At 46.3% G+C, this 20,152-nt stretch carries 15 protein-coding genes; 10 read left to right on the top strand and 5 right to left on the bottom strand.

Annotated elements, in window-relative coordinates:
- The 4 genes from WH43_RS18400 to WH43_RS18385 form a co-directional block, all read right to left on the bottom strand.
- Positions 1-800 (bottom strand): JmjC domain-containing protein (locus WH43_RS18400; protein ID WP_286050012.1); only part of this gene is annotated, 800 nt, incomplete at its 3' end.
- 317 nt (positions 801-1,117) lie between these two features.
- Positions 1,118-2,269 (bottom strand): glutathionylspermidine synthase family protein, encoded by a 1,152-nt coding sequence (locus tag WH43_RS18395; RefSeq protein ID WP_053426021.1) that lies wholly within the window; start codon positions 2,267-2,269, stop codon positions 1,118-1,120.
- Positions 2,270-2,275: 6 nt separating this feature from the next.
- Positions 2,276-2,890 carry a DUF1190 domain-containing protein gene (locus WH43_RS18390; protein WP_053426020.1) on the bottom strand — a complete coding sequence of 205 codons (615 nt, stop codon included), beginning with the start codon at positions 2,888-2,890 and terminating at the stop codon, positions 2,276-2,278.
- Positions 2,891-2,917: 27 nt separating this feature from the next.
- Complete coding sequence (locus tag WH43_RS18385) at positions 2,918-3,331, bottom strand: DUF350 domain-containing protein (RefSeq protein ID WP_053426019.1); 414 nt, start codon at positions 3,329-3,331, stop codon at positions 2,918-2,920.
- A gap of 177 nt (positions 3,332-3,508) precedes the next feature.
- On the opposite strand from WH43_RS18385, the gene WH43_RS18380 reads away from it, so the two are divergent.
- From WH43_RS18380 to WH43_RS18360, 6 genes are all read left to right on the top strand, one after another.
- Entirely contained in the window at positions 3,509-5,143 is a 1,635-nt protein-coding gene (locus WH43_RS18380) for a methyl-accepting chemotaxis protein (RefSeq protein ID WP_053426018.1), read from the top strand.
- A gap of 415 nt (positions 5,144-5,558) precedes the next feature.
- Entirely contained in the window at positions 5,559-6,773 is a 1,215-nt protein-coding gene (locus WH43_RS20985; RefSeq protein WP_286050011.1) for a TonB-dependent receptor plug domain-containing protein, read from the top strand.
- Positions 6,758-8,380 carry a TonB-dependent receptor domain-containing protein gene (locus WH43_RS20980; protein WP_286050010.1) on the top strand — a complete coding sequence of 541 codons (1,623 nt, stop codon included), beginning with the start codon at positions 6,758-6,760 and terminating at the stop codon, positions 8,378-8,380. Before WH43_RS20985 ends, WH43_RS20980 begins: the two co-directional genes overlap by 16 nt.
- A gap of 127 nt (positions 8,381-8,507) precedes the next feature.
- On the top strand, positions 8,508-10,013 hold the full coding sequence (locus tag WH43_RS18370; RefSeq protein ID WP_053426017.1) for a tryptophan halogenase family protein: 1,506 nt from the start codon (positions 8,508-8,510) through the stop codon (positions 10,011-10,013).
- Between the two features lie 69 nt (positions 10,014-10,082).
- Entirely contained in the window at positions 10,083-12,467 is a 2,385-nt protein-coding gene (locus WH43_RS18365) for a glycoside hydrolase family 31 protein (RefSeq protein WP_286050009.1), read from the top strand.
- Entirely contained in the window at positions 12,464-14,317 is a 1,854-nt protein-coding gene (locus tag WH43_RS18360) for a glycoside hydrolase family 13 protein (protein ID WP_053426015.1), read from the top strand. Before WH43_RS18365 ends, WH43_RS18360 begins: the two co-directional genes overlap by 4 nt.
- Here WH43_RS18360 and WH43_RS18355 read toward each other — a convergent pair.
- Positions 14,311-14,694, bottom strand: coding sequence for a DCC1-like thiol-disulfide oxidoreductase family protein (locus WH43_RS18355; RefSeq protein WP_053426014.1), 384 nt, complete (start codon positions 14,692-14,694; stop codon positions 14,311-14,313). The genes WH43_RS18360 and WH43_RS18355 overlap by 7 nt on opposite strands.
- Positions 14,695-14,849: 155 nt before the next feature.
- On the opposite strand from WH43_RS18355, the gene WH43_RS18350 reads away from it, so the two are divergent.
- The 4 genes from WH43_RS18350 to WH43_RS18335 all read left to right on the top strand — a co-directional run bounded on the left by WH43_RS18350 (position 14,850) and on the right by WH43_RS18335 (position 20,116).
- Positions 14,850-15,704 (top strand): flagellin family protein, encoded by an 855-nt coding sequence (locus tag WH43_RS18350; protein ID WP_053426013.1) that lies wholly within the window; start codon positions 14,850-14,852, stop codon positions 15,702-15,704.
- A 9-nt stretch (positions 15,705-15,713) separates the two neighbouring features.
- A complete protein-coding gene (locus tag WH43_RS18345; protein ID WP_053426012.1) occupies positions 15,714-16,055 on the top strand; it encodes a flagellar biosynthesis regulator FlaF in 342 nt (113 codons plus the stop codon).
- A 144-nt stretch (positions 16,056-16,199) separates the two neighbouring features.
- Positions 16,200-18,269 (top strand): M13 family metallopeptidase, encoded by a 2,070-nt coding sequence (locus tag WH43_RS18340; RefSeq protein WP_053426011.1) that lies wholly within the window; start codon positions 16,200-16,202, stop codon positions 18,267-18,269.
- Between the two features lie 335 nt (positions 18,270-18,604).
- Positions 18,605-20,116, top strand: a complete 1,512-nt coding sequence (locus WH43_RS18335; protein WP_053426010.1) for an MFS transporter — start codon at positions 18,605-18,607, stop codon at positions 20,114-20,116.
- Positions 20,117-20,152: the final 36 nt, after the last annotated feature.

Below are 20,152 nucleotides of genomic sequence, written 5' to 3'. Positions count from 1 at the left end.
CCGTATATAAGTGCGCATCTATACCAGTGTGAGAAAATCTGTTGATAGTTCAGGGTAGTCCATATAAGGGGCTTATCCAAATCAGACAATAAATCCAGCGCCGCAATGATGGCATCTCTTTGAGTGACAGGTACAAAGCCTATAGACAGATGGATAGATTCGCTTATTGACTCTACGGTATGCACAGTGCCCCTGGGCACATAAAGCAAATCGCCGGGTTGGACATCATAAGTTTTAAAGGCGTTCATAACGGCAGATGTTTCGCCCAGACCCCGCCATTGATTTGGCAGCGTAGGAGTGGCGTCGGAAATCAACCATCTTTTTGTGCCTACCAGTTGGATCACTATGACATCTACTTCATCATGGTGCACCGGAGCTTTAGCTCCTCCCTCACTCCAGAACACTACGACACCAGCCGGATTTTGGAAAACAAATTCTAATGCACGGGTAAACTGGCTTAATTCTGGAGATAATTCGGTGACATCAGGAAAACGCACTGTGTAATCGCGTTGATGAAATTCCCGGATCAAGGCTGCAAAAGCCTCAGCACTTTCTACAGCTTTTGCTTCAGGCGGAGGTACTGTTGCTTTTTGAATATGACAGGTCAGGTTTTGCGCATACTTTGCGAAACCGCTTAGCAAGGCAGCCTTGGGATCCAATCCTGCTAGTTGAGCTCTGCGCTGATTTGAGCTGCCCAACAAAACCAAAGGCTTTTGTGCCGCGATGAGGTCAAAAAAATCGTCGTATGTAGCGGGGCCAAGAATATCCGCTAGTATTTTTTGTGCTTCACTAAGTATCAAGGAGTAAGTCCATTACGTCATGTTTCCAAAGTGCACACTTTAAATTTTTTTCGTCATTAGATCTTCAACAGGGGGGTAAAAGTATGTAATCCTTTGTAAGGGGATATTTAGTTTCGCCATAAATACAAGCCTATAAAACGACCTGTCATCAGTCAAAAATGACGCTGCAGCTTGCAAGCTGTTAAGTGCCTGAATGTGCAAAAACAGAGATTCTGATATCAAGACAACGTTAACAAATAGCTTATCAACTGCCTAAAAATCGGATGTATTGCTGAATTGAATCAGGCTCAGCATGAGGTCTGTGCTGAGCCTGCTGGTTAATCTAGGATAATATGCGGTAAAAATCTGGAACTGTCTTTGGTGATCAGTGAGTTGTCTTCGCGAATACCTATACCGGCCGCGCTGTTGCCTACCACCCAGCTGCCAATCATGCTGTAGCTGTCGCCAAACTTTGGCAAAGGCTGTAACTTCTGACGGATAAAAGGCGAGTCGGCGTACGGGCCTGGTTCACTGATTTTTTCGCCTGAGTGCGTGACTAATTCCACATTAGCGCCTTCACGGGAAAACAGTGGTTTACGCACCCAACCGGCAGCAAAGCTTTGGCCAGGTTGTTCGAAATGGCTTTCCAGCAAATTCGGATGGCCCTGATATTTTTGCCACAGCAAAGGCAATATGCCTTTGTTTGACAACAACATTTTCCAGCCAGGTTCCAGCCATTGAGTTTGACTGCTTAAGATGACGGAAGCGAAATCTTCCTGCAGCATAAACTCCCACGGATACAGCTTAAACAAGCCCTCTATGGCGTAACCGTCCAGATCGACTAACTGACCACTGGCTTCACCCAACTGTTCCAGTTCGATAAAACGGCTGTCGACCCCTGCTTGTTTAGCGATATCCATCAGATACATCACTGTACCTTTGTCTTCGATACTGTTGGCCACAGATGCAAAATACAAAGGATTGGCCAAAGGCAGATTGGCAAAAGCGGCCTCTAACTGGTCCTGCAGGGAATTAAACTGATCGGCACCTTGTGGCACTTTGCCGCGCATGATCTGATCTTCCAGCCACACCCACTGGAAAAAACCTGTCTCAAATAACGACGTTGGTGTGTCGTAATTCAGTTCCAGCAATTTGACAGGGCCAGTGCCGTCGTAGACTAAATCCAGCCGGCCATATAAAGACGGCGCTTTGTTGCGCCAGGAGTTTGCGACAAAATCCCAGAACTTTTCTGGGATGGCGAGCTGCTTTAGCTTTTCCTCATCACGAATGACGTCGTCGACTAAACCCAACGCCATCTGATGCAGCTCTTCGGTCGGTTCTTCTAAATCCTGTTCAATCTGACGCAGATTAAATTGGTAATAAGCGGTCTCATCCCAATAAGGTTCGCCATCAAAAGTATGAAACTCAAAGCCTACAGATTCAGCATAAGAGCGCCAGCCGGGGCGCTCTTCACAAGCTACTTTTTTCATTGATTGTTAACCACCAAAACTGCTGGCTGAACCGGAGCGTTTTTGCGCCTGAGCACCAAAACCACCACGATTGACCACACCGGCAGGCTTAGGCTGTACTGAAGATGGCTTGATATAAGTTGGGCCTACACCTTTCGCGACAGGAGTATTGGTGGCAGTACGGAAGGTGCTGCGATCGTCTCTCGATTTATACAAAGGCTGAGCCTGTACAGGTTGTTTTAACTGTGAGCCTGAACGGTTTAACATTTGCCCTGCTAAAAAGCCCATCATCATTGGCATAAAAAAGCCGCCGCTGGAGGCCTGAGCTTGTTGTGGCACTTGTTCTGTTCCGGCAGCCGCTGCTGCCTGGGCCTGAGTTTCACACTGGCCTACCCCAAAGTCTGTTTCACAGGCAGCTTTGTCGGTGTATTTAGGCGCAACCTGGGTATGCATGGCCAAAGCCTGACCTAAGTCAGCTTTACATTGCTCCGGATTGTAATAAGCGGCACATTGGTCAACGGTTTCAAATGCTGCGGTTTGCACAGCTTCTTCCTGACCACAACCTGCCATTAAAAAAGTTGCGGTAGGCACCATCAACACTAAAGCTGCTTTTTTACTGCGTTTCAGCACTTTCTGTTTCATCAGTGGCTCCTTAAAAAGTTGTGCAGATTAATAGGTCATGCTGGCGGAGTTGATCAGACCTATAGCGATAGAGCAACCGGCAGAAAATACACCAGCGGCTATTTCACCTTTATTAATACGTTCCGGCAGTTGTTTCAGTGCAAAACGGACCACGGCAAAGGTCAGTACTTGAACCACCAGGGCAATAGCGCCCCAGATAGCACAGTCAGCCAGGGACAGTGAATGAGTAATAGCGCTGGACAAAGGCAAAGCAAAACCAATTAAAGCGCCGGCAAAAGCTATAGCTGCTGCACTGTTATTTTCTTTGATTAAGGCCAGTTCGTCGTGTGGTGTGATCCAGGTATAAAAACGACAAAATAAAATGATTAATAAAATGGCCAGAAAAAAGAAGCTGATAAATTCAGGAAAACCGGCCACAGAGGCCAATAAAGTATCGCTCATTACAAAATCCTTTCTTTTAATTGAGGGGCTTTGCCGATGATCCAGAAAAGCCGGGTAAAAGGCAACAACTGAATCAAAGCCGATGCTGTATTCATCCGTTGACGCAGGCCGTTTTGGACTCTGCTCAATAGGAAAGTCAAACCGCTAAGCTACTGATCTGTTGTGAGGTTCATTTGAATGTTAAATCAAATGTCGGTAAAAATCCGCTTGTTACTGTTGGTGTGTGTGCCTTTGCTGGTATTAATTGCCATCAGTTTGATTTCGGTCAGGGAAATGGGGCATTTAAGTGATGGAGCCACCAGTATTTATCAAGACCGCGTTGTGCCGCTAAAACAAATCAAGCAGGTGGCTGACGCTTATGCTGTCACTTCTGTGGACTTGCTACATAAACACCGTGGCGAGGTGATAAGCGCTTCAGACGTTGTGCAGCAATTGCAGCAACAAGGTCAACTGGCCGATCAGGTCTGGCAGGCTTATCTGGCAACGACTTTAACCCAAGAAGAAGCTGGATTGGCTGAAAAAGCCAAACAACAAATGACAGTATTCCGGCAAAAACTGCAGGAGTATCAGCGGCAAATCAGTGATGGTTCTCTGGTACAGCGCAGTGCACCGGACTTTAATACAGAGTTATACCAACTGGCTGATCCTTTAAGTGCCTCACTGGCTGCGTTAATTGATGTTCAACTGGTAGAAGCTGAGAAGTTTAAAATAACGGCAGCAGAGCAGTATCAGTTTTTTCTGCAACTTTTTGTTATAGCCTTGTTAGTGGTATTGATCTGCTTAGGGGCCTTATCCTGGTTAATTTATCGTTCTATTCACAAGCCGCTGAATCAGCTGCAACAGGCCATTTCTGTGGTTGGAGATCAATCAGATTTACGGATCCGGGCGCAAATTACCGGAACAGATGAAATTGCCGTCACCACCGCCGCTTTTAATCAAACGATCAGCCGTGTCCATCAGTTTTTCACCGAATTGGGGGATGCTGTGTCACAACTTGCGGCCGCTTCAGAAGAAATGAGTCAGATCAGCACTCAGGTCAGCGGCACTGCTTTTGAACAAGAACAGCAGGCTAATTTAATAGCCACAGCTGTGAATCAAATGTCGGCTGCTATTCAGGAAGTCGCGAACAGTGCTTTGGCCACATCTGAGCAAGCCAATGATGTCGATCAGAAAACCCAGCAGGGCTATCAGAAAGTTATCCAGAATGTCAGTTCTATTGAACAATTATCCACAGTAGTCAATGGCGCCAGTCTGGTGATTGAACAACTCAATGGTGAGTCAGAGAAAATTACCCAGGTGCTGGCGGTGATCCAGACTATTGCCGGTCAAACCAACCTACTGGCGTTAAACGCTGCAATCGAGGCAGCGCGTGCCGGTGAGGCTGGTCGTGGTTTTGCTGTGGTTGCAGATGAAGTGCGGACTTTAGCCACCAATACCCAAAAAGCCACAGAGTCTATCCGCGTGATGATTGATACTTTACAAGCTTCGGCCCGCGAGGCGGTGCAAGCCATGGCACAATCGGGTCAATACGCCAGCAGCAGTGTCAGCAATGCACAGGAAGCTGGTGTGGTACTTGAAGAGATCAAGTCTGCAGTCGGCACTATAGTTGATATGAATGTGCAGATTTCTGCCGCGACTGAACAACAAACCATAGTGGCGGAAGATATTAATAAAAATATCAGCGAGTTTAGTGTCAGCATCAGCGAAATGACCCGCAGCGCTACTCACAGCGCCGATGCCAGTACTTCATTGGCTCAGTTAGCGGCACGTTTGCAGCAACAGGCTGCATCGTATCGGGTGTCAGTTCATTAAGAAGGCCGCTTTGATTGCGGCCTTTTTTCACTGTCCGTGCCTGTTTGTGTCTACCCAAAATAACTGCTGAGCAGCATGTGCTGCCAAAGCAGTGTAACGTCTTGATTCCGCAACCGAGAAAAGCTGAAAGTCCATCCATTTGCAACTTTGATGAATTGGGCTAGGGTTGCATTAAGTTAGAGCATAGGTTGTTGCCCACTCATTCAAATAACTCAGGCGGTTGAGTAGGGGGCTTGCACCATTAGGATGCAAAATCGCGCAAATGCCCTGCAAAGGGGCGTCATGACGGGAGTTGAATACGTATTCATGTTGAACATTGGCTACGATAAGTTTAACTAGTATGGTCAGACTAGTATCAATAACCAGGCAGATATAAGTCTGAAGCAGAAAAACAAACAAATCCGGGGATAAGGGCATGAATAAATTTAAGTTAAGCATACTCACTATGGCTATTGCGACTGCAGGTATCAGTTCGTACAGCTATGCACAAGAACAAGAAACGAAACTGTCACCTACAGAAGCCCGTGAAAAGGCAAAAGCTGATGCAGCTATTGAAACTATCGAAATTAAAGGCTTCCGTCGTTCTATCGTTGAGTCCATCAATGCTAAACGCTTCTCACCAAACGTTGTTGAATCTATCTCTGCAGAAGATATCGGTAAGTTACCTGATTCGAGTATTGCAGAATCAATTTCCCGTTTACCAGGTTTAACCAGTCAGCGTTTAGATGGTCGTGCTAGTCGTGTCAGTATTCGTGGTTTCGGTGAAAACGAAAGTGCTACAACCTTCAATGGTCGTGAGCAGGTTTCTATCGGTGATAACCGTGGTGTAGAGTTTGACTTATACCCGTCAGAAATAATGAGCGGTGTTACTGTTTATAAAACTCCAAATGCAACTTTGGAAGCTGAAGGTATTGCTGGCGTAATCGACATGCAAACAGTGAAGCCATTAAGTCGTGAGCGTACAATTCAGTTTAATGGTCAGTATGAAATGACCAGTTTTGATAAATTGAACCCTGATGGTAATGATAACGGTGCGCGTGGCACTTTCTCTTATATCGACCAATTTGCTGATGACAAAGTAGGCATCGCATTCGCTTATTCCAAAATGAGTTCCCCTAATCAGGAAAAACGTTGGAACGCTTGGGGTTACCCTGAGTTTACTGTTGATGGCGAAAATTATTCGATCTTAGGTGGTGCTAAGCCGTTTGTCCGTTCGTCCACTCTTGACCGTGATTCTGCACTATTGGTCGTGGAAGCAGCGCCTACCGACAAATTGAAAATGACCTTTGATGCACTTTATGTGGACTTCAAAGATGAAAAAATTCTTCGTGGTATCGAAATTCCTTTTGCCTGGGGTTACAACCGCGGCACAACAGCGATAGATGTTGACCCTGCAACAGGTTTTGTCACTAAAGGTTCTGTTACCGATGAAAAACTTGTCGTTCGTAACGACATGGAAAACCGTGAGGCTGATTTAACAGCTTTAGGTTTTAATGTTGAGTATGACCTGAATGATGACTGGTCTTTAGTTTTTGATGCGAGCCACTCATCCGTTGAACGGGAAATCTGGAGCTTTGAAGCTACGCTGGTACTGGTCGTGGTGATAATGCTGGTGTGGGTGATGATCTGACCTATGAGTTCAGACCTGGCAACACTGGCGCTATCTTTACTCCTAGCCTGGATTACAGCGACTATAACCTGGTCCAACTGGGTGGCCCACGCAGTTGGGGTCAGAGTGCTGCATTAAACAATGCGTTTGTGCCTGATTCGAATGGCGACGGTGTTATTGACAGCGACGATCAATATTTTGACATGGCGCAAGATGGTTTTATCAATGCTCCAACTGTAGATGACGAACTGAATGCTTTTAAACTTGCTGCTTCCCAGTTAGTTGAAGACGCCGGCATTCTGACCAAAATTACTTACGGTGTGTCTTACCGTCAACGTGAGAAAACCAAAGAGTCAGAAGGTTACTTCATGACTTTGAAAGATTTCCCAAATACGGTTTCTATTCCTGAGCAATACCGTTTAGGTAGCGTTTCATTAGACTTCATCGGCATGGGCAATATGGTTGCTTATGACGCAAGCGGCTTATTGAATGATGGGTTCTATACCTTAACCAGAGAAAGTCTGACGAGCCAAAGCCATGCAACCAAAAGCTGGAAGGTTTCTGAAGATGTGCTTGCGCTTTATGTGCAAACAGATTTAGAAGCTGAAATTGGTGATATCCCGGTGACAGGTAACTTCGGTTTACGTTATGTCGATACCCAACAAAATTCTCAAGGTTCAGCTTCAACTCCGGTAAATGGTTTAATTGTGACTTCGCCAACAGACATTGATCACAGTTATAGCCATGTATTACCAAGCCTGAACCTGACTTTTGATGTCGCTGAAAGTCAAAGTGTTCGTTTTGGTGCTGCAAAAACTTTATCTCGTCCACGTTTGGATGAAATGCACTCTTCTTTATCAGTGAACTATGGCACCACTCCTGATGAGAATGGTAATTTCTGGACAGTCAGTGGTGGTAACCCACTGCTGGAACCTAAAGAAGCTATTGGCCTGGACTTAACCTACGAAAATTACTTCAATGATGAAGGTTATTTCTCCATCGCATACTTCTGGAAAGATTTGAATGAATGGATCTTCGACGGTAAGTATGAAGTGGATCTGGTTGGTGTTCAGAACCCTAGTACGGGTGAGGTTCCTGCAACTTCAACAGCTACCGGTTCAGGTAAAGTCAATGGCGGCGGTGGTACTTTACAGGGTGCTGAATTCTCTGTCACTCTGCCATTGAACGTCGTTAGTGACGTACTTGACGGTTTTGGTGTTATTGCCAGCTACACTCGTGTTGATCAGGATATAACGGATCAAAATGGTAACGACTATAAATTACCAGGCTTATCTGAAAATATTCAGTCTTACACCGCTTTTTATGAGCAAAGTGGTTTCCAGGCCCGGGTCAGTATGCGTAAACGTAGCGATTTCAGCGGTGACATCTACGGTAGAGGTTTTGACACTCAACAGGTTGATATCATGGGTGAAACTATTGTTGATGCACAAATTGGTTTCGACTTCGGTGATGCGGGTTACGCTTCTTTAGAAGGTCTGTCTATATTCCTTCAAGGTCAGAACTTAACAGAAGAGCCTTTTGTATCCTTACAGGGTAACGCTTTCCAGGTTCGTGATTATCAGGATTATGGTAGCACCTACCTGTTAGGTTTCAGCTACAAAATGTAATTTAGTGCAGTGTTGAATAAGCCCCGGTCCTCATACCGGGGCTTTTTTATAGAGTCTGCCATGACAGATTTTATCTGATATTCCAATAGCAGAATTGCAGATAACGCAATGCTGAGCGGGAGTCGTTATGAATACCAAAGCGGTTAAAAATGTAGTGATTCTGGGGGGCGGAACTGCGGGATGGATTACCGCTTCTTTACTGGTAAAGGTCCTCGGTAAAGCCATTAATATCACTTTAGTCGAATCTGATGATATAGGAATAGTTGGTGTTGGCGAGGCTACTATTCCGCCTATTATTAATTTTAATGCTGCGCTGGGACTGGATGAAAAAGCTTTTATACGCGAAACCCAGGGCAGTATTAAACTAGGGATCCAGTTTGAAAACTGGGGAAAGCCTGGTGACAGTTATATGCACGCCTTTGGCGCCATTGGTAAAGAGTTCCCATTTTGTAATTTCCATCATTTTTGGCTGAAAAGTAAGCAGCAGGGAATGGGCTTTGACTTTTGGGATTTCTCTTTAGCTTATCAGGCAGCACGACAAAATAACTTTGCAAAGTTGGCCAGAATAGAAGGCGTCAACCTACCAGGCTTGTCCTACGCTTATCACTTTGATGCTGGTTTATATGCGCAGTTTTTAAGACGCTTCTGTGAGCCTTTGGGCGTAAAACGAATTGAAGGCACAGTTAAAAAAGTACATTTAGATCCTGTAAACGGTGAGGTTATTCGTTTGACTTTGGCGTCTGGGAATGAAGTTGAGGGGGATTTATTCGTTGATTGCACAGGACTCCATAGTTTACTGATTGATAAAAGTCTAAACACAGGCTTCGAAGACTGGTCACATTGGTTACCAGCAGACAGCGCTTTGGCTGTGCCTTGTGAATCCGTGCAGCCTATTACGCCTTATACAAAGGCTATAGCTCATCCCAAAGGCTGGCAATGGCGCATTCCTTTGCAGCACCGGATAGGGAATGGATTTGTTTACTCCAGTAAATATTGCAGTGATGACGAAGCGAAACAAACCTTGCTGTCGAATCTGGATGGTAAAGCCTTGGCCGAACCACGAAAAATTTCTTTCCGCACGGGGCGCAGATTAAAGCAGTGGAATAGGAATGTGGTTAGCATCGGCTTATCAAGCGGCTTTTTGGAGCCTTTAGAATCGACCAGTATTCATTTAATTCAATCCGGAGTTTTTAGGCTGCTGAAGTGTTTTCCACACAGCGGCATTACTGATGCGGCCAGAGATGAGTTTAATCGCCAGTCAAAAGTTGAATTTGAACAAATCCGGGACTTTATCATCTTGCATTACAAGCTAAACAACAGGGGGGATAGTCAGTATTGGAAAGACTACCAGACGATGGATATTCCCGAGTCTTTACGCAGAAAAATTGACTTATTTTCGGCGTCTGGCCTGATCTTCAGAGAGCAGGATGAACTCTTTGCTGAGGTGGCATGGCAGCAAGTGTTTATAGGTCAGGGCATTGTTCCAACTGATACTCATCCTTTGGTGAATGCGCTTAAAGAGGAGCAGTTACAAGATTTGCTCAGCAATTTAAAAGCTGTGATGCAATTAACTTCGCAGCGTTTGGGCTCACATGCAGATTTTCTGCAAAGCTGTCATCTGAAGGATATGTAGGCAGGTCGCCAATTACTCCGGTCATACACAGGTACTGTAGATGTATATTCAAAAAAAATAAAGACTGTTTTGGTATTTTTCCTGCTGCTCGCCAGTCATTTTGTGCAGGCAGCTATTTATCAGTCTCATCACTTACAAGGCAATCAGTTGCAGCTTCAAACTGATGAATACTCAGTGGTTTTGAGTTTTAAAAGTGAAGGCAGCGTCGAAGTGGTGTATCAGAAAGCGGGTCTGAAACAACAGCCTTCTTTTGCTTTGGCTGCGCCAGAACAACAGCTTGCCGCTACGCTGAGTGAGCAACCACAGCAGCTTGAGTTTGCCAGCAAAGATCTGAAAGTGCGTATCGATAAAGCGCCTTTCCGGTTGAGTTACTACCGTGGCAATGAACTGGTTCTGGCCGAAGAAAAAGGTTTTTTTGCCCATGAGACCTTACGTGGTTTTCGCTTTGCGCTGCAGGACGACGAAAAGTTGTTAGGCACAGGTCAGCGGGTTGTCGGCATGGACAGACGTGGTCAGCGTTTGCCTTTGTATAACAAGGCCAGTTATGGCTACACCACAGAAGCGCAGCAGATGTATTTTGGTTTACCTGCCGTGCTGTCGAGCAAAAAATATCTGGTGTTGTTTGATAACAGCGCCAATGGTTTTGTTGACTTAGGTAAAACAGAAAAAGACGTGTTGCAATTTGAAGCTGCCGCAGGCCGCACCTCTTACATAGTGATGGCAGCAGCTACTTATCCAAAGCTGATCGAGCAGTATGTCACTGTGACTGGCAAGCAACCTCTGCCACCGCGCTGGGCTTTTGGCAACTTCGCCTCGCGTTTTGGTTATCGCACCGAAGCCGAAACCCGCGCCATAGTGGATAAATTTGCATCTGAAGACTTTCCGCTGGATGCCGTGGTATTGGATTTGTACTGGTTTGGGCCTGATATTCAGGGCCATATGGGTAACTTAGCCTGGGATAAAAAAGCCTTTCCCAACCCTAAAGGTATGATTAGCGATTTTAAAGCCAAAGGCGTAAACACCATTCTGATCACCGAGCCTTTTGTACTCAGCACGTCTAAACGCTGGGATGAAGCGGTTCAAGCCAATGCATTAGCCCAGGATTTAGCGGGTAAGGCGAAAACCTTTGATTTTTATTTTGGTAACACGGGTTTAGTCGATGTGTTTTCAACACAAGGCACGGCCTGGTTTGAGGGTATTTACAACGAACTGGCTGATTATGGTGTGGCAGGATGGTGGGGTGATTTAGGCGAACCTGAAGTACATCCATCAGATACGATTCATAGCATAGGCACAGCCGATGAAATCCATAATGCCTATGGTCATCGTTGGGCTGAACTGTTGTATCAAAATCGTTTAGCTCAGCAGCCCACACAGCGCCCTATGATCATGATGCGCTCTGGTTTTGCCGGTTCACAACGTTTTGGCATGATCCCCTGGACTGGTGATGTCAGTCGCAGCTGGGATGGTTTAAAGCCGCAGGTGGAATTGTCACTGCAAATGGGCTTATTGGGGATGGCCTATACCCATTCTGACTTAGGTGGCTTTGCCGGTGGCGAAGTCTTTGATAAAGAAATGTATATTCGCTGGTTACAGTACGGTGTGTTCCAACCCGTGTATCGTCCTCATGCACAAGAGCAAATAGCGCCAGAGCCTGTGCTGCACGATAAAGAAACCAAAGACATTCTGCGTGAGTACGTGAAATTACGTTACCGCATGTTGCCTTATAACTATACGCTGGCCTATCAAAACAGCAGCACTGGTATGCCGCTGATGCGCCCGCTGTTTTTTGAGAACGAAGCAGACACTAGCCTGATTACCAACAAAGACAGCTATTTATGGGGGGATGCTTTTTTAGTGACTCCGGTCACTGCTGCTGGTGTTAAGTCTGTATCTGTAAAGTTGCCTCAAGGCGCCTGGTTTGATTACTGGACCGGTAAAGTCTATCAGGGCGGCCAGACTATTCAGCAACCGACCGATTTAACCACCTTGCCTGTTCTGGTTCGGGCTGGTTCGTTTGTGCCTATGGTACCTGCGGTGCAAAGTTTAAAAGACTACAGCAGCCGTCAGTTGGAACTGCATTATTACCACGACCAATCCGTGACCACAGCCAGAGGTCAGATGTATGAAGATGACGGTGTATCGCCTGACTCCTTACAAAGCCGTCAGTATGAGCTGCTGAGCTTTAGCGCTATGGCGAACCATAATAACCTGACACTGGAGCTGAACCGCACAGGTTTAGGTTATGCCGGTATGCCAAAACAACGTGAGGTTACACTGGTTGTCCATCAATGGGTGAAGCCTGCGAAAGTGCTGGTCGGTAGCCAAAGCTTGAAATGGGTCAATTCGGAATCAGAGCTGGTCGCAGGGGCTGCCTGGTTTGATGAGGCTAAGCAGCAAGTGCGGGTGAAACTAAACTGGGAGCAGGTCAAATTGAAGGTGGCATTGCAATGAAAACGAGTTATCCGATAAAGGCAGTACTGCTGAGCCTGATTATGCTGGCTCCTGCAATTCAGGCGACTCAAATCCAGCATTTGGAACCTGCATTTTGGTGGGCTGGAATGAAAGAGCCTAAGCTGCAACTGATGGTGCATGCCAAAGGTATTCAGCACGCTCAAGTGCTACTGAATTATCCCGGAGTCAAACTTATTGGGCTGCAAAAAGTAGAAAATCCCAACTATCTGTTTGTCGATTTAGAGTTAAGCCCTGATGTGAAACCCGGCAGTTTTGAGCTGGTATTTACAGGCAGAGGCAAAGTGCTGGCGCGGCATAACTACAACTTATTGGCTCGTCAGCCAGGCTCGGCACAGCGTAAGGGGTTTCGCCAGAGCGATCTGATTTACCTTATAACCCCCGATCGCTTTGTCAACGGCGACAGCTCCAATGATGAAGTCAAAGGCTTAAGCGAAGGACTGAACAGGACGAATCCTGGCGGCCGGCATGGTGGTGATATTGCTGGTATGCAACAAGCCTTACCTTATCTGCAGCAACTGGGCGTGACACAAATTTGGCCTCAGCCGCTGACGGAAAATAACAGCCCGGCTTATTCCTATCATGGTTACGCCGCGACCGATCTGTACAAGATAGACCCGCGCTTTGGCAGCAACAGTGATTATAAAAACTTTGTGGCAGAAGCCAAAAAGCTCGGTATAGGTGTGATTCAGGATATAGTGGTGAATCATATCGGCTCGAATCACTGGTGGATCAAGGACTTACCTGAACAAAGCTGGCTGAACTATAACGCGAGTTTTCACCCGACTAATCATGCCCGCACTACAGTGCAGGATCCGTACGCTGCAAAAGTCGATGCCAAAGCTTTTGTCGACGGCTGGTTTGTCGAGAGCATGCCGGATTTAAATCAGCGTCATCCACTGTTGGCGACTTATCTGATCCAAAACTCTGTCTGGTGGGTGGAGTATGCTCAGTTGTCTGGCATTCGCGAAGATACTTACTCTTATGCAGATAAAGATTTTTTGACGGCCTGGTCTAAACGCCTGATGACGGAGTATCCGAATTTTAATATTGTCGGTGAAGAGTGGAGTGCGAATCCTGTCGTGGTGTCGTACTGGCAGAAGGGCAAACAGAATGCCGATGGTTACCAGTCCTTTACACCCAGCATGATGGATTTTCCGCTGTATTACGCTTTGTTGGCGGCGCTGACCGAAGATGAAGCCTGGGATAAAGGTTGGATCAAACTTTATGAAGCTTTGGGCAATGATGTAATTTATTCGGACCCAACCAACTTAGTGCTGTTTGAAGGCAATCACGACACTGCTCGTTTGTTCTCTTTGTTAAATGAGGACAGAGACTTGTATCAAATGGCGATGATCTACCTGCTGACAGCACCACGCATTCCACAGCTGTATTACGGTACTGAAATTTTAAAACAAAGCCCAAAACAACGGGATGACGGTTTAGTTCGCAGTGATTTTCCGGGCGGTTGGGCTGGTGATGCTATGAATGCTTTTACTGGTAAAGGTTTAACTAAAGCCCAGCTACAGGCGCAACAACTGGTAAAAACGCTGGCGAATTACCGCAAAAACACTACTGTGTTGCAGCAAGGGCAGATGAAACATTTTAGTCCACTAGACGGTCTTTATAGTTATGTCCGTTATCAGGATAACAAGCAGGTCTGGGTGTTTTTTAATAAAAATACCGCAGCCAAAACTGTAGATCTCAGTCGTTATTCTGAGTTGATGCCAGCCAATGCCCGTTTTACTGATGTGCTGACAGGCAAAACAATCAGCACCAAAGGCAAGCTGGAATTGCCGGCGCGCGGCAGCCTGATGCTGGAGCTTCAATAAGGCAAAGGCGGAATTTTCAGCAGCTTTAACAGCAGGTTACGGCCAAAGCGCAGCAGTGGATAACTGAAGCGGGCTCGGCTTGCTGACTGAAACCAATACAACCAGAGTTTGTTGCGCCAACTGCTTTCGTTCAGTGACGCCAGCAATTGCAGCACCTCTGGTCCCTTTAACCAGCGTCCATCCACGCGCAGTAACATACTCTGGTTGATGATCAGCCTCTGGTGTTGCAACTCAGCCAATAACAACGGAGCTTGTTCAGCTAAGTCTCGCGCGTTGAATAGGCTAAGCTCACCAAAGTGTTGTTGCAGGCGCTGTGCAGCGGCGAAGTTTCGGCATAAAGGACAATCGCCATCGTAAATAAGTAACAGCTGCTGCATAAAGTGCCTCGTGATCAAAACAGCTATTTTAACGGAATATAACGGAGCGCGGATCTCTGGTTATAAAATAGCTATTTTTAAGTGGCGAAACAGCGCTATGGGGTTAAACTAGTAAGTAGTTTAATTTCTGGCCGCCAGTCCAGATGGAGTTTTGTATGATTAGTAACCTTACTTCCGGCTTTATTCCTTCAGCTCCTACACTGAATCCAGTCAGCAGCTCCTCTGCAAGTCCCGCCAATACAGCAACTGCGGAGTCTCCCGGCAAAAAAGCAGAACTGGAATTTCGGGCAGGGCGCAATGCCGCTAAAGATTATTCGGCAGTGCAACAAAGCTTAGCCAAAGGCAAAGGCGCAGTAGAAACTGCTCAGGCGGCAACCAGTGACATCAAAGAATCGCTGGTTAAAGTGCGTGAAGTCGCAACTAAGTTGGCTGATGATGCGCTGGCCGCTCCACAACGCGAGAAATTACAAAAAGAATATTCGGCTCTGCGCTCTGGTATCGAAAAATCGCTGGAAGGTGCCAGTTATAAAGGCGCTGATACTGGCAAGGGGGTGAATTTACTGACCGACAAAGATAGTACTAAAGTGACTATCAATAGTTATGGCAGTCAGTCTGAGCTTCGCAGCAGTAAGCTGGATAAAAGTCTGGGGCTACCAGAGAAAATTGGTTCAGCGGCAGAAGCCCGTGAACTCTTAAATGGCAAAGAAGGTAAAACTAGTGTATTGGCTGCGGCAGAAAAGTCTGTCAATGAAAGCTCCGAACGTTTAGCCAAAGAAGATCAAAAACTGAAAAGCCGGTTAGAGACAGCAACAGCGGTCAGTAAAGCCGCCGCTAGTCTTGAATCAGAGCGTACTGGTGGCCGCAGTGCTTCCCTTGCTGCGCCTGATGAAGAAAGCAGAGCTGCATTATTAAAACAGGCTGAGGAAACCCGTCAGCAGTTAAAGCAACAAACTCTGGGGTTGGGTAATAAAGAGCAAGGCGCACGTTCTTTACTGAGTTTGTTCAGTTAAGTCTGTCTGATGCGCAGTCCACTGGATGTATATCGTACGACCCGTCTTTTAGCGTCGAACACTAAAGCCCTTGAAGCTCAGGTGTTTCGTCGTGTTTTGTATCAGCTTGAAACTGCAACCCAGATTTCCAGACTTGAGCAAGCCAAAGCTCTGGCTGATTTGCGGCTGCTTTGGGTAACGGTATTGGGGTTAGTGACGGACCCAGATAGCCATTTATCCTTGTCTGTGCAGAAGAGTCTGGAGCAGTTGTCTCAGGCGGTTCTGGCCGAACTTGATTTACCTGCTGCCGAGCAAAACATGAGTTGGTTGATTGAGGTAACGACTCAGATCGCTGAGGGTCTGGAGGGCTGATCCAGAGTAGCTCTCTGCATTATTTGGTCTGGTTTGCTCTGCTGCTAGTCGCAGTCAAAATCTTAAGTCTGGACAATACTCTTGTTTTCTTTACACTGGATTTGCGTAAAAACCAAATAACTAAAATCAATTCCAGGAAGAAGCATGTTAAAAAAATCTACTCTGGCCCTTGCCGTGCTGGTTGCACTGGCTGGCTGTGAAAAAGCTCAAACTCCAACGCAATCCACTGATACAGCCCCTGCTGCTGTCGCTGAAGTGAAAACATTAACCTCCGGCATTGAGCTGTCCAATATGGATACCAGCGTGAAGCCGCAACAGGACTTTTTCCGTTATGTAAACGGTAACTGGCTGGCGAAGACTGAAATTCCGGCGGATAAAGGTCGCTGGGGTAGTTTTGACGAGCTACGTGAAAATGCCGATAAACAAGTACTGGCTATAGTGCAGGAACTGGCAGCAAAAACTGCTGAACCTGGTTCTGACACTCAGAAAATTGCTGATTTCTATCGCTCTTATATGGACACTGCCACTCTGGATACTCTGGGTCTGGAGCCATTAAAAGCTGACTTTGCGAAAGTGGATGCTTTAACTTCCCATGCGGACTTAGCTAAACTTTGGGGCGAATTACAGGCCTATCGTACTGGTACGCCGGTGGTGCTTTTTGTTGGCCAGGATCAGAAAGCTTCTGAGCAATATATTACGCTCGCCAACCAGTCAGGTCTGGGCATGCCGGATCGCGACTACTATCTGAATACTGATGAAAAGTCGAAAGAAATTCAGCAGAAGTATCAGGCTTATATCACTAAAGTGGCACAACTGGCGGGTTGGGCTGATCCGGCTAAAGTGGCGACCACAGTTTATGCTATTGAAAGCAAACTAGCTCAGGCGCAGTGGAGCAGGGTGCAAAACCGCGATCGTAATGCCACTTATAACAAGCTGACTCTGGCGCAATTGGCTGAAACCGCGCCGGGTTTTGATTGGGCTGCGTTATTGGGCGCCGCTAAACTTGCTGATGTGAAAGAGGTGGTCGTACGTCAACCGACCTATCTGACGGCTTTTGCCAAATTACAAAGCGAAATTCCGCTTGCAGACTGGCAGACTTATTTAAAATTTCATATGGTTCGTGCCAGCAGTGAGTTACTGGCCAGTAGTTTTGATCAGGCCAGTTTTGAATTCTACGGTAAAACCTTGTCTGGTTTGGAAGCGCAGCGTGAGCGTGAAAAACGAGCTGTGGCTGCGTTGGAAGATTCTTTAGGCTTTATGCTGGGCAAGATGTACGTGGAGCGTCACTTCAAGCCTGAAGCAAAAGAGCGCATGGATCAAATGATTAAAAACATGCGAGTTGCCTTTAAAGAAGCTATTGATGGACTGGAGTGGATGAGCCCGGAAACGAAAAAAGCGGCTCAGGAAAAATTGGCTAAATTTAACGCTAAAATTGGCTACCCTGATGTATGGCGTGACTACAGCTGTTTAGAGGTCACAGCAGGCGACTTGCTGGGTAATATGCGCCGCAGTGGTCAATGTGAGTTTGACCGTATGGTGGCAAAATTAGGTCAACCTGTAGATCGGACTGAATGGGGTATGACACCTCAGACCGTCAATGCGTATTACAGCTCGACCATGAACGAAATTGTGTTCCCAGCCGCTATTCTGCAGCCACCGTTTTTTAACGTGAATGCAGATGATGCCGTCAACTATGGAGCTATTGGTGGTGTGATTGGTCATGAAATTACCCACGGCTTTGACGATCAGGGTCGCCGTTCAGATGGCAATGGTAACTTAACTGATTGGTGGCAAGCTACGGATGCTGAGCAATTCCAGAAACGTGCTCAGTTGATGATTGACCAGTACAGTGCTTTTAACCCTATTGATGATTTAAAGCTGCAGGGCGCTTTGGGTTTAGGTGAAAACATCGCCGATTTGGGTGGCTTAACTGTTGCGTTTAAAGCTTACCAGACTTCATTGCAAGGCAAACCTGCGGCAGTGATCGATGGTTTTAGCGGTGATCAACGCTTCTTTATGGGCTGGTCTCAGGTCTGGCGTATTAAGTTCCGTGATGCTTCTTTGCGTCAGCAAGTGATCACTGGTCCTCACTCTCCGGGCATGTATCGTGTGCTGGGTGTGCTGTCGAATATGCCTGAATTTTATCAGACTTTTGATGTGAAACCTGGTGATGGTATGTACCGCGATGATGCGGTTCGTGTCAAAATCTGGTAACAACGCAAAATCAAAGCCGAAGGACGCTTTTTAGCGTCCTTTTACTTTTCTATCAGGCAGGGCATAGTAAGCAAGCACGGCTGAATAAATGCAGTTCAGGGCCTGATCTGAATACGTATTCATCTTGTTGTACAGCATGCATCACTGTTCTAATCGGGCACCCTATAAAAGTAAGTTCGGCTACTGATAAAGGCTGACCATCAGATCCGGGATAAAGGTTTGTAGACCAGAAGCCAAAGTGCTTTCCCTGAGATCGATCCTATTTTTTAATTCAAGAGTGGCTGATAAGCGGATCTGATCCGGAATAAAGCTACCGGACGCAACAGGACAACGATATGCAACAAAAGCCTAATCTCAGTTTCTGGCAAATCTGGAATATGTGTTTTGGATTCCTTGGTATCCAGTTTGGTTTTGCGCTGCAAAACGGCAATGTCAGCCGTATTTTTCAGACGCTGGGCGCCAGTATTGATGAAATTCCTATTCTGTGGATTGCTGCGCCTTTAACTGGTTTGCTAGTACAGCCTCTGATTGGGCATTTTAGTGATAAAACCTGGACCAAACTGGGACGTCGTCGTCCATTTTTTCTTTATGGCGCCATAGTCACAACTTTGGCGTTATTTTTTATGCCGAATTCTCCGGGTTTGTGGATAGCAGCTGGTATGTTGTGGATTCTAGACGCAGCCATTAACGTCACTATGGAGCCGTTCCGTGCTTTTGTTGGTGATAATTTAAATGCCAGACAACGCCCTATGGGCTTTTCAATGCAAAGCTTCTTCATAGGTGTAGGTGCTGTTGTTGCTTCAGCTTTACCTTGGATTTTGACCAATTGGTTTAATGTTGCCAATACTGCCCCTGAAGGTCAGATCCCCGACTCGGTAAAATATTCTTTTTATGCTGGCGGTGCTGTGTTGTTATTGGCAGTGCTTTGGACTGTAATCCGCAGCAAAGAATACAGTCCGGCACAACTGGCCGAGTATGAAAAAGCCGAGATGGCTGAGCCGGATCATCAGGCTCCCGTTATGCAGGTTGCAGGTTCAGGTAAAACCTATTTCCATCGCGGCTGGGCTTTTGTGTTAGTTGGTCTCATCTGCCTGACTGTGGTTTACAACTGGGATATGGACAAGCAGTTATATATTCTCGGTGGCGGTTTAGCTGCCTTTGGTTTATTGCAGTGGCTGACCAGTTGGTACAAGACCAAAGAAAACTACAACATGGTTGTGCAAATAGTGGATGATTTGTACAGCATGCCAATTACGATGCGCAGATTAGCTGTAGTGCAGTTTTTCTCCTGGTTTGCTTTGTTTTCATTATGGATCTACACCACAGCTGCAGTGACAGCCACTCATTACGGCAGCAGTGATCCTACCTCGGCCGCCTACAACGAAGGTGCGGATTGGGTCGGGATATTGTTTGCTATTTACAATGGTTTTGCGGCTATTGCGGCTATTCTGATCCCTGTTATGGTCCGAAAAAGCAGTATTCAGCTGACCCATAGTTTTAATCTGGTCTGTGGCGCTTTTGGTTTATTTGGCTTTATGTGGATAGAAGACCCGCTGATGCTGTGGATCCCGATGATAGGTGTGGGGATGGCTTGGGCCTCTATTTTATCTCTGCCTTACGCTTTATTGGCTGACAGCTTGCCTGCCAATAAAATGGGGGTTTATATGGGGATATTTAATATCTTTATCGTATTGCCACAGTTATTGGCCGCCAGTATTTTAGGCTCGCTGGTGAATCATTTGTTTGAGAAACAAGCGATTTATGCGTTGGTGATAGGTGGTGTTAGTTGGATTATTGCCGCTTTATACGTACTACGCGTCAAAACACGTCGCTTAGCTTCTAAATAAAGGTTAGCGCAAGAGTTCTCCCGCTTCTGACCTCGT

It is taken from the genome of Rheinheimera sp. KL1, from assembly GCF_001275035.1.
GTDB classification, from domain to species: domain Bacteria; phylum Pseudomonadota; class Gammaproteobacteria; order Enterobacterales; family Alteromonadaceae; genus Pararheinheimera; species Pararheinheimera tangshanensis.
Note: the sequence above shows the minus strand (reverse complement) of the source record. Positions and strands in the feature narration are given on the sequence as shown.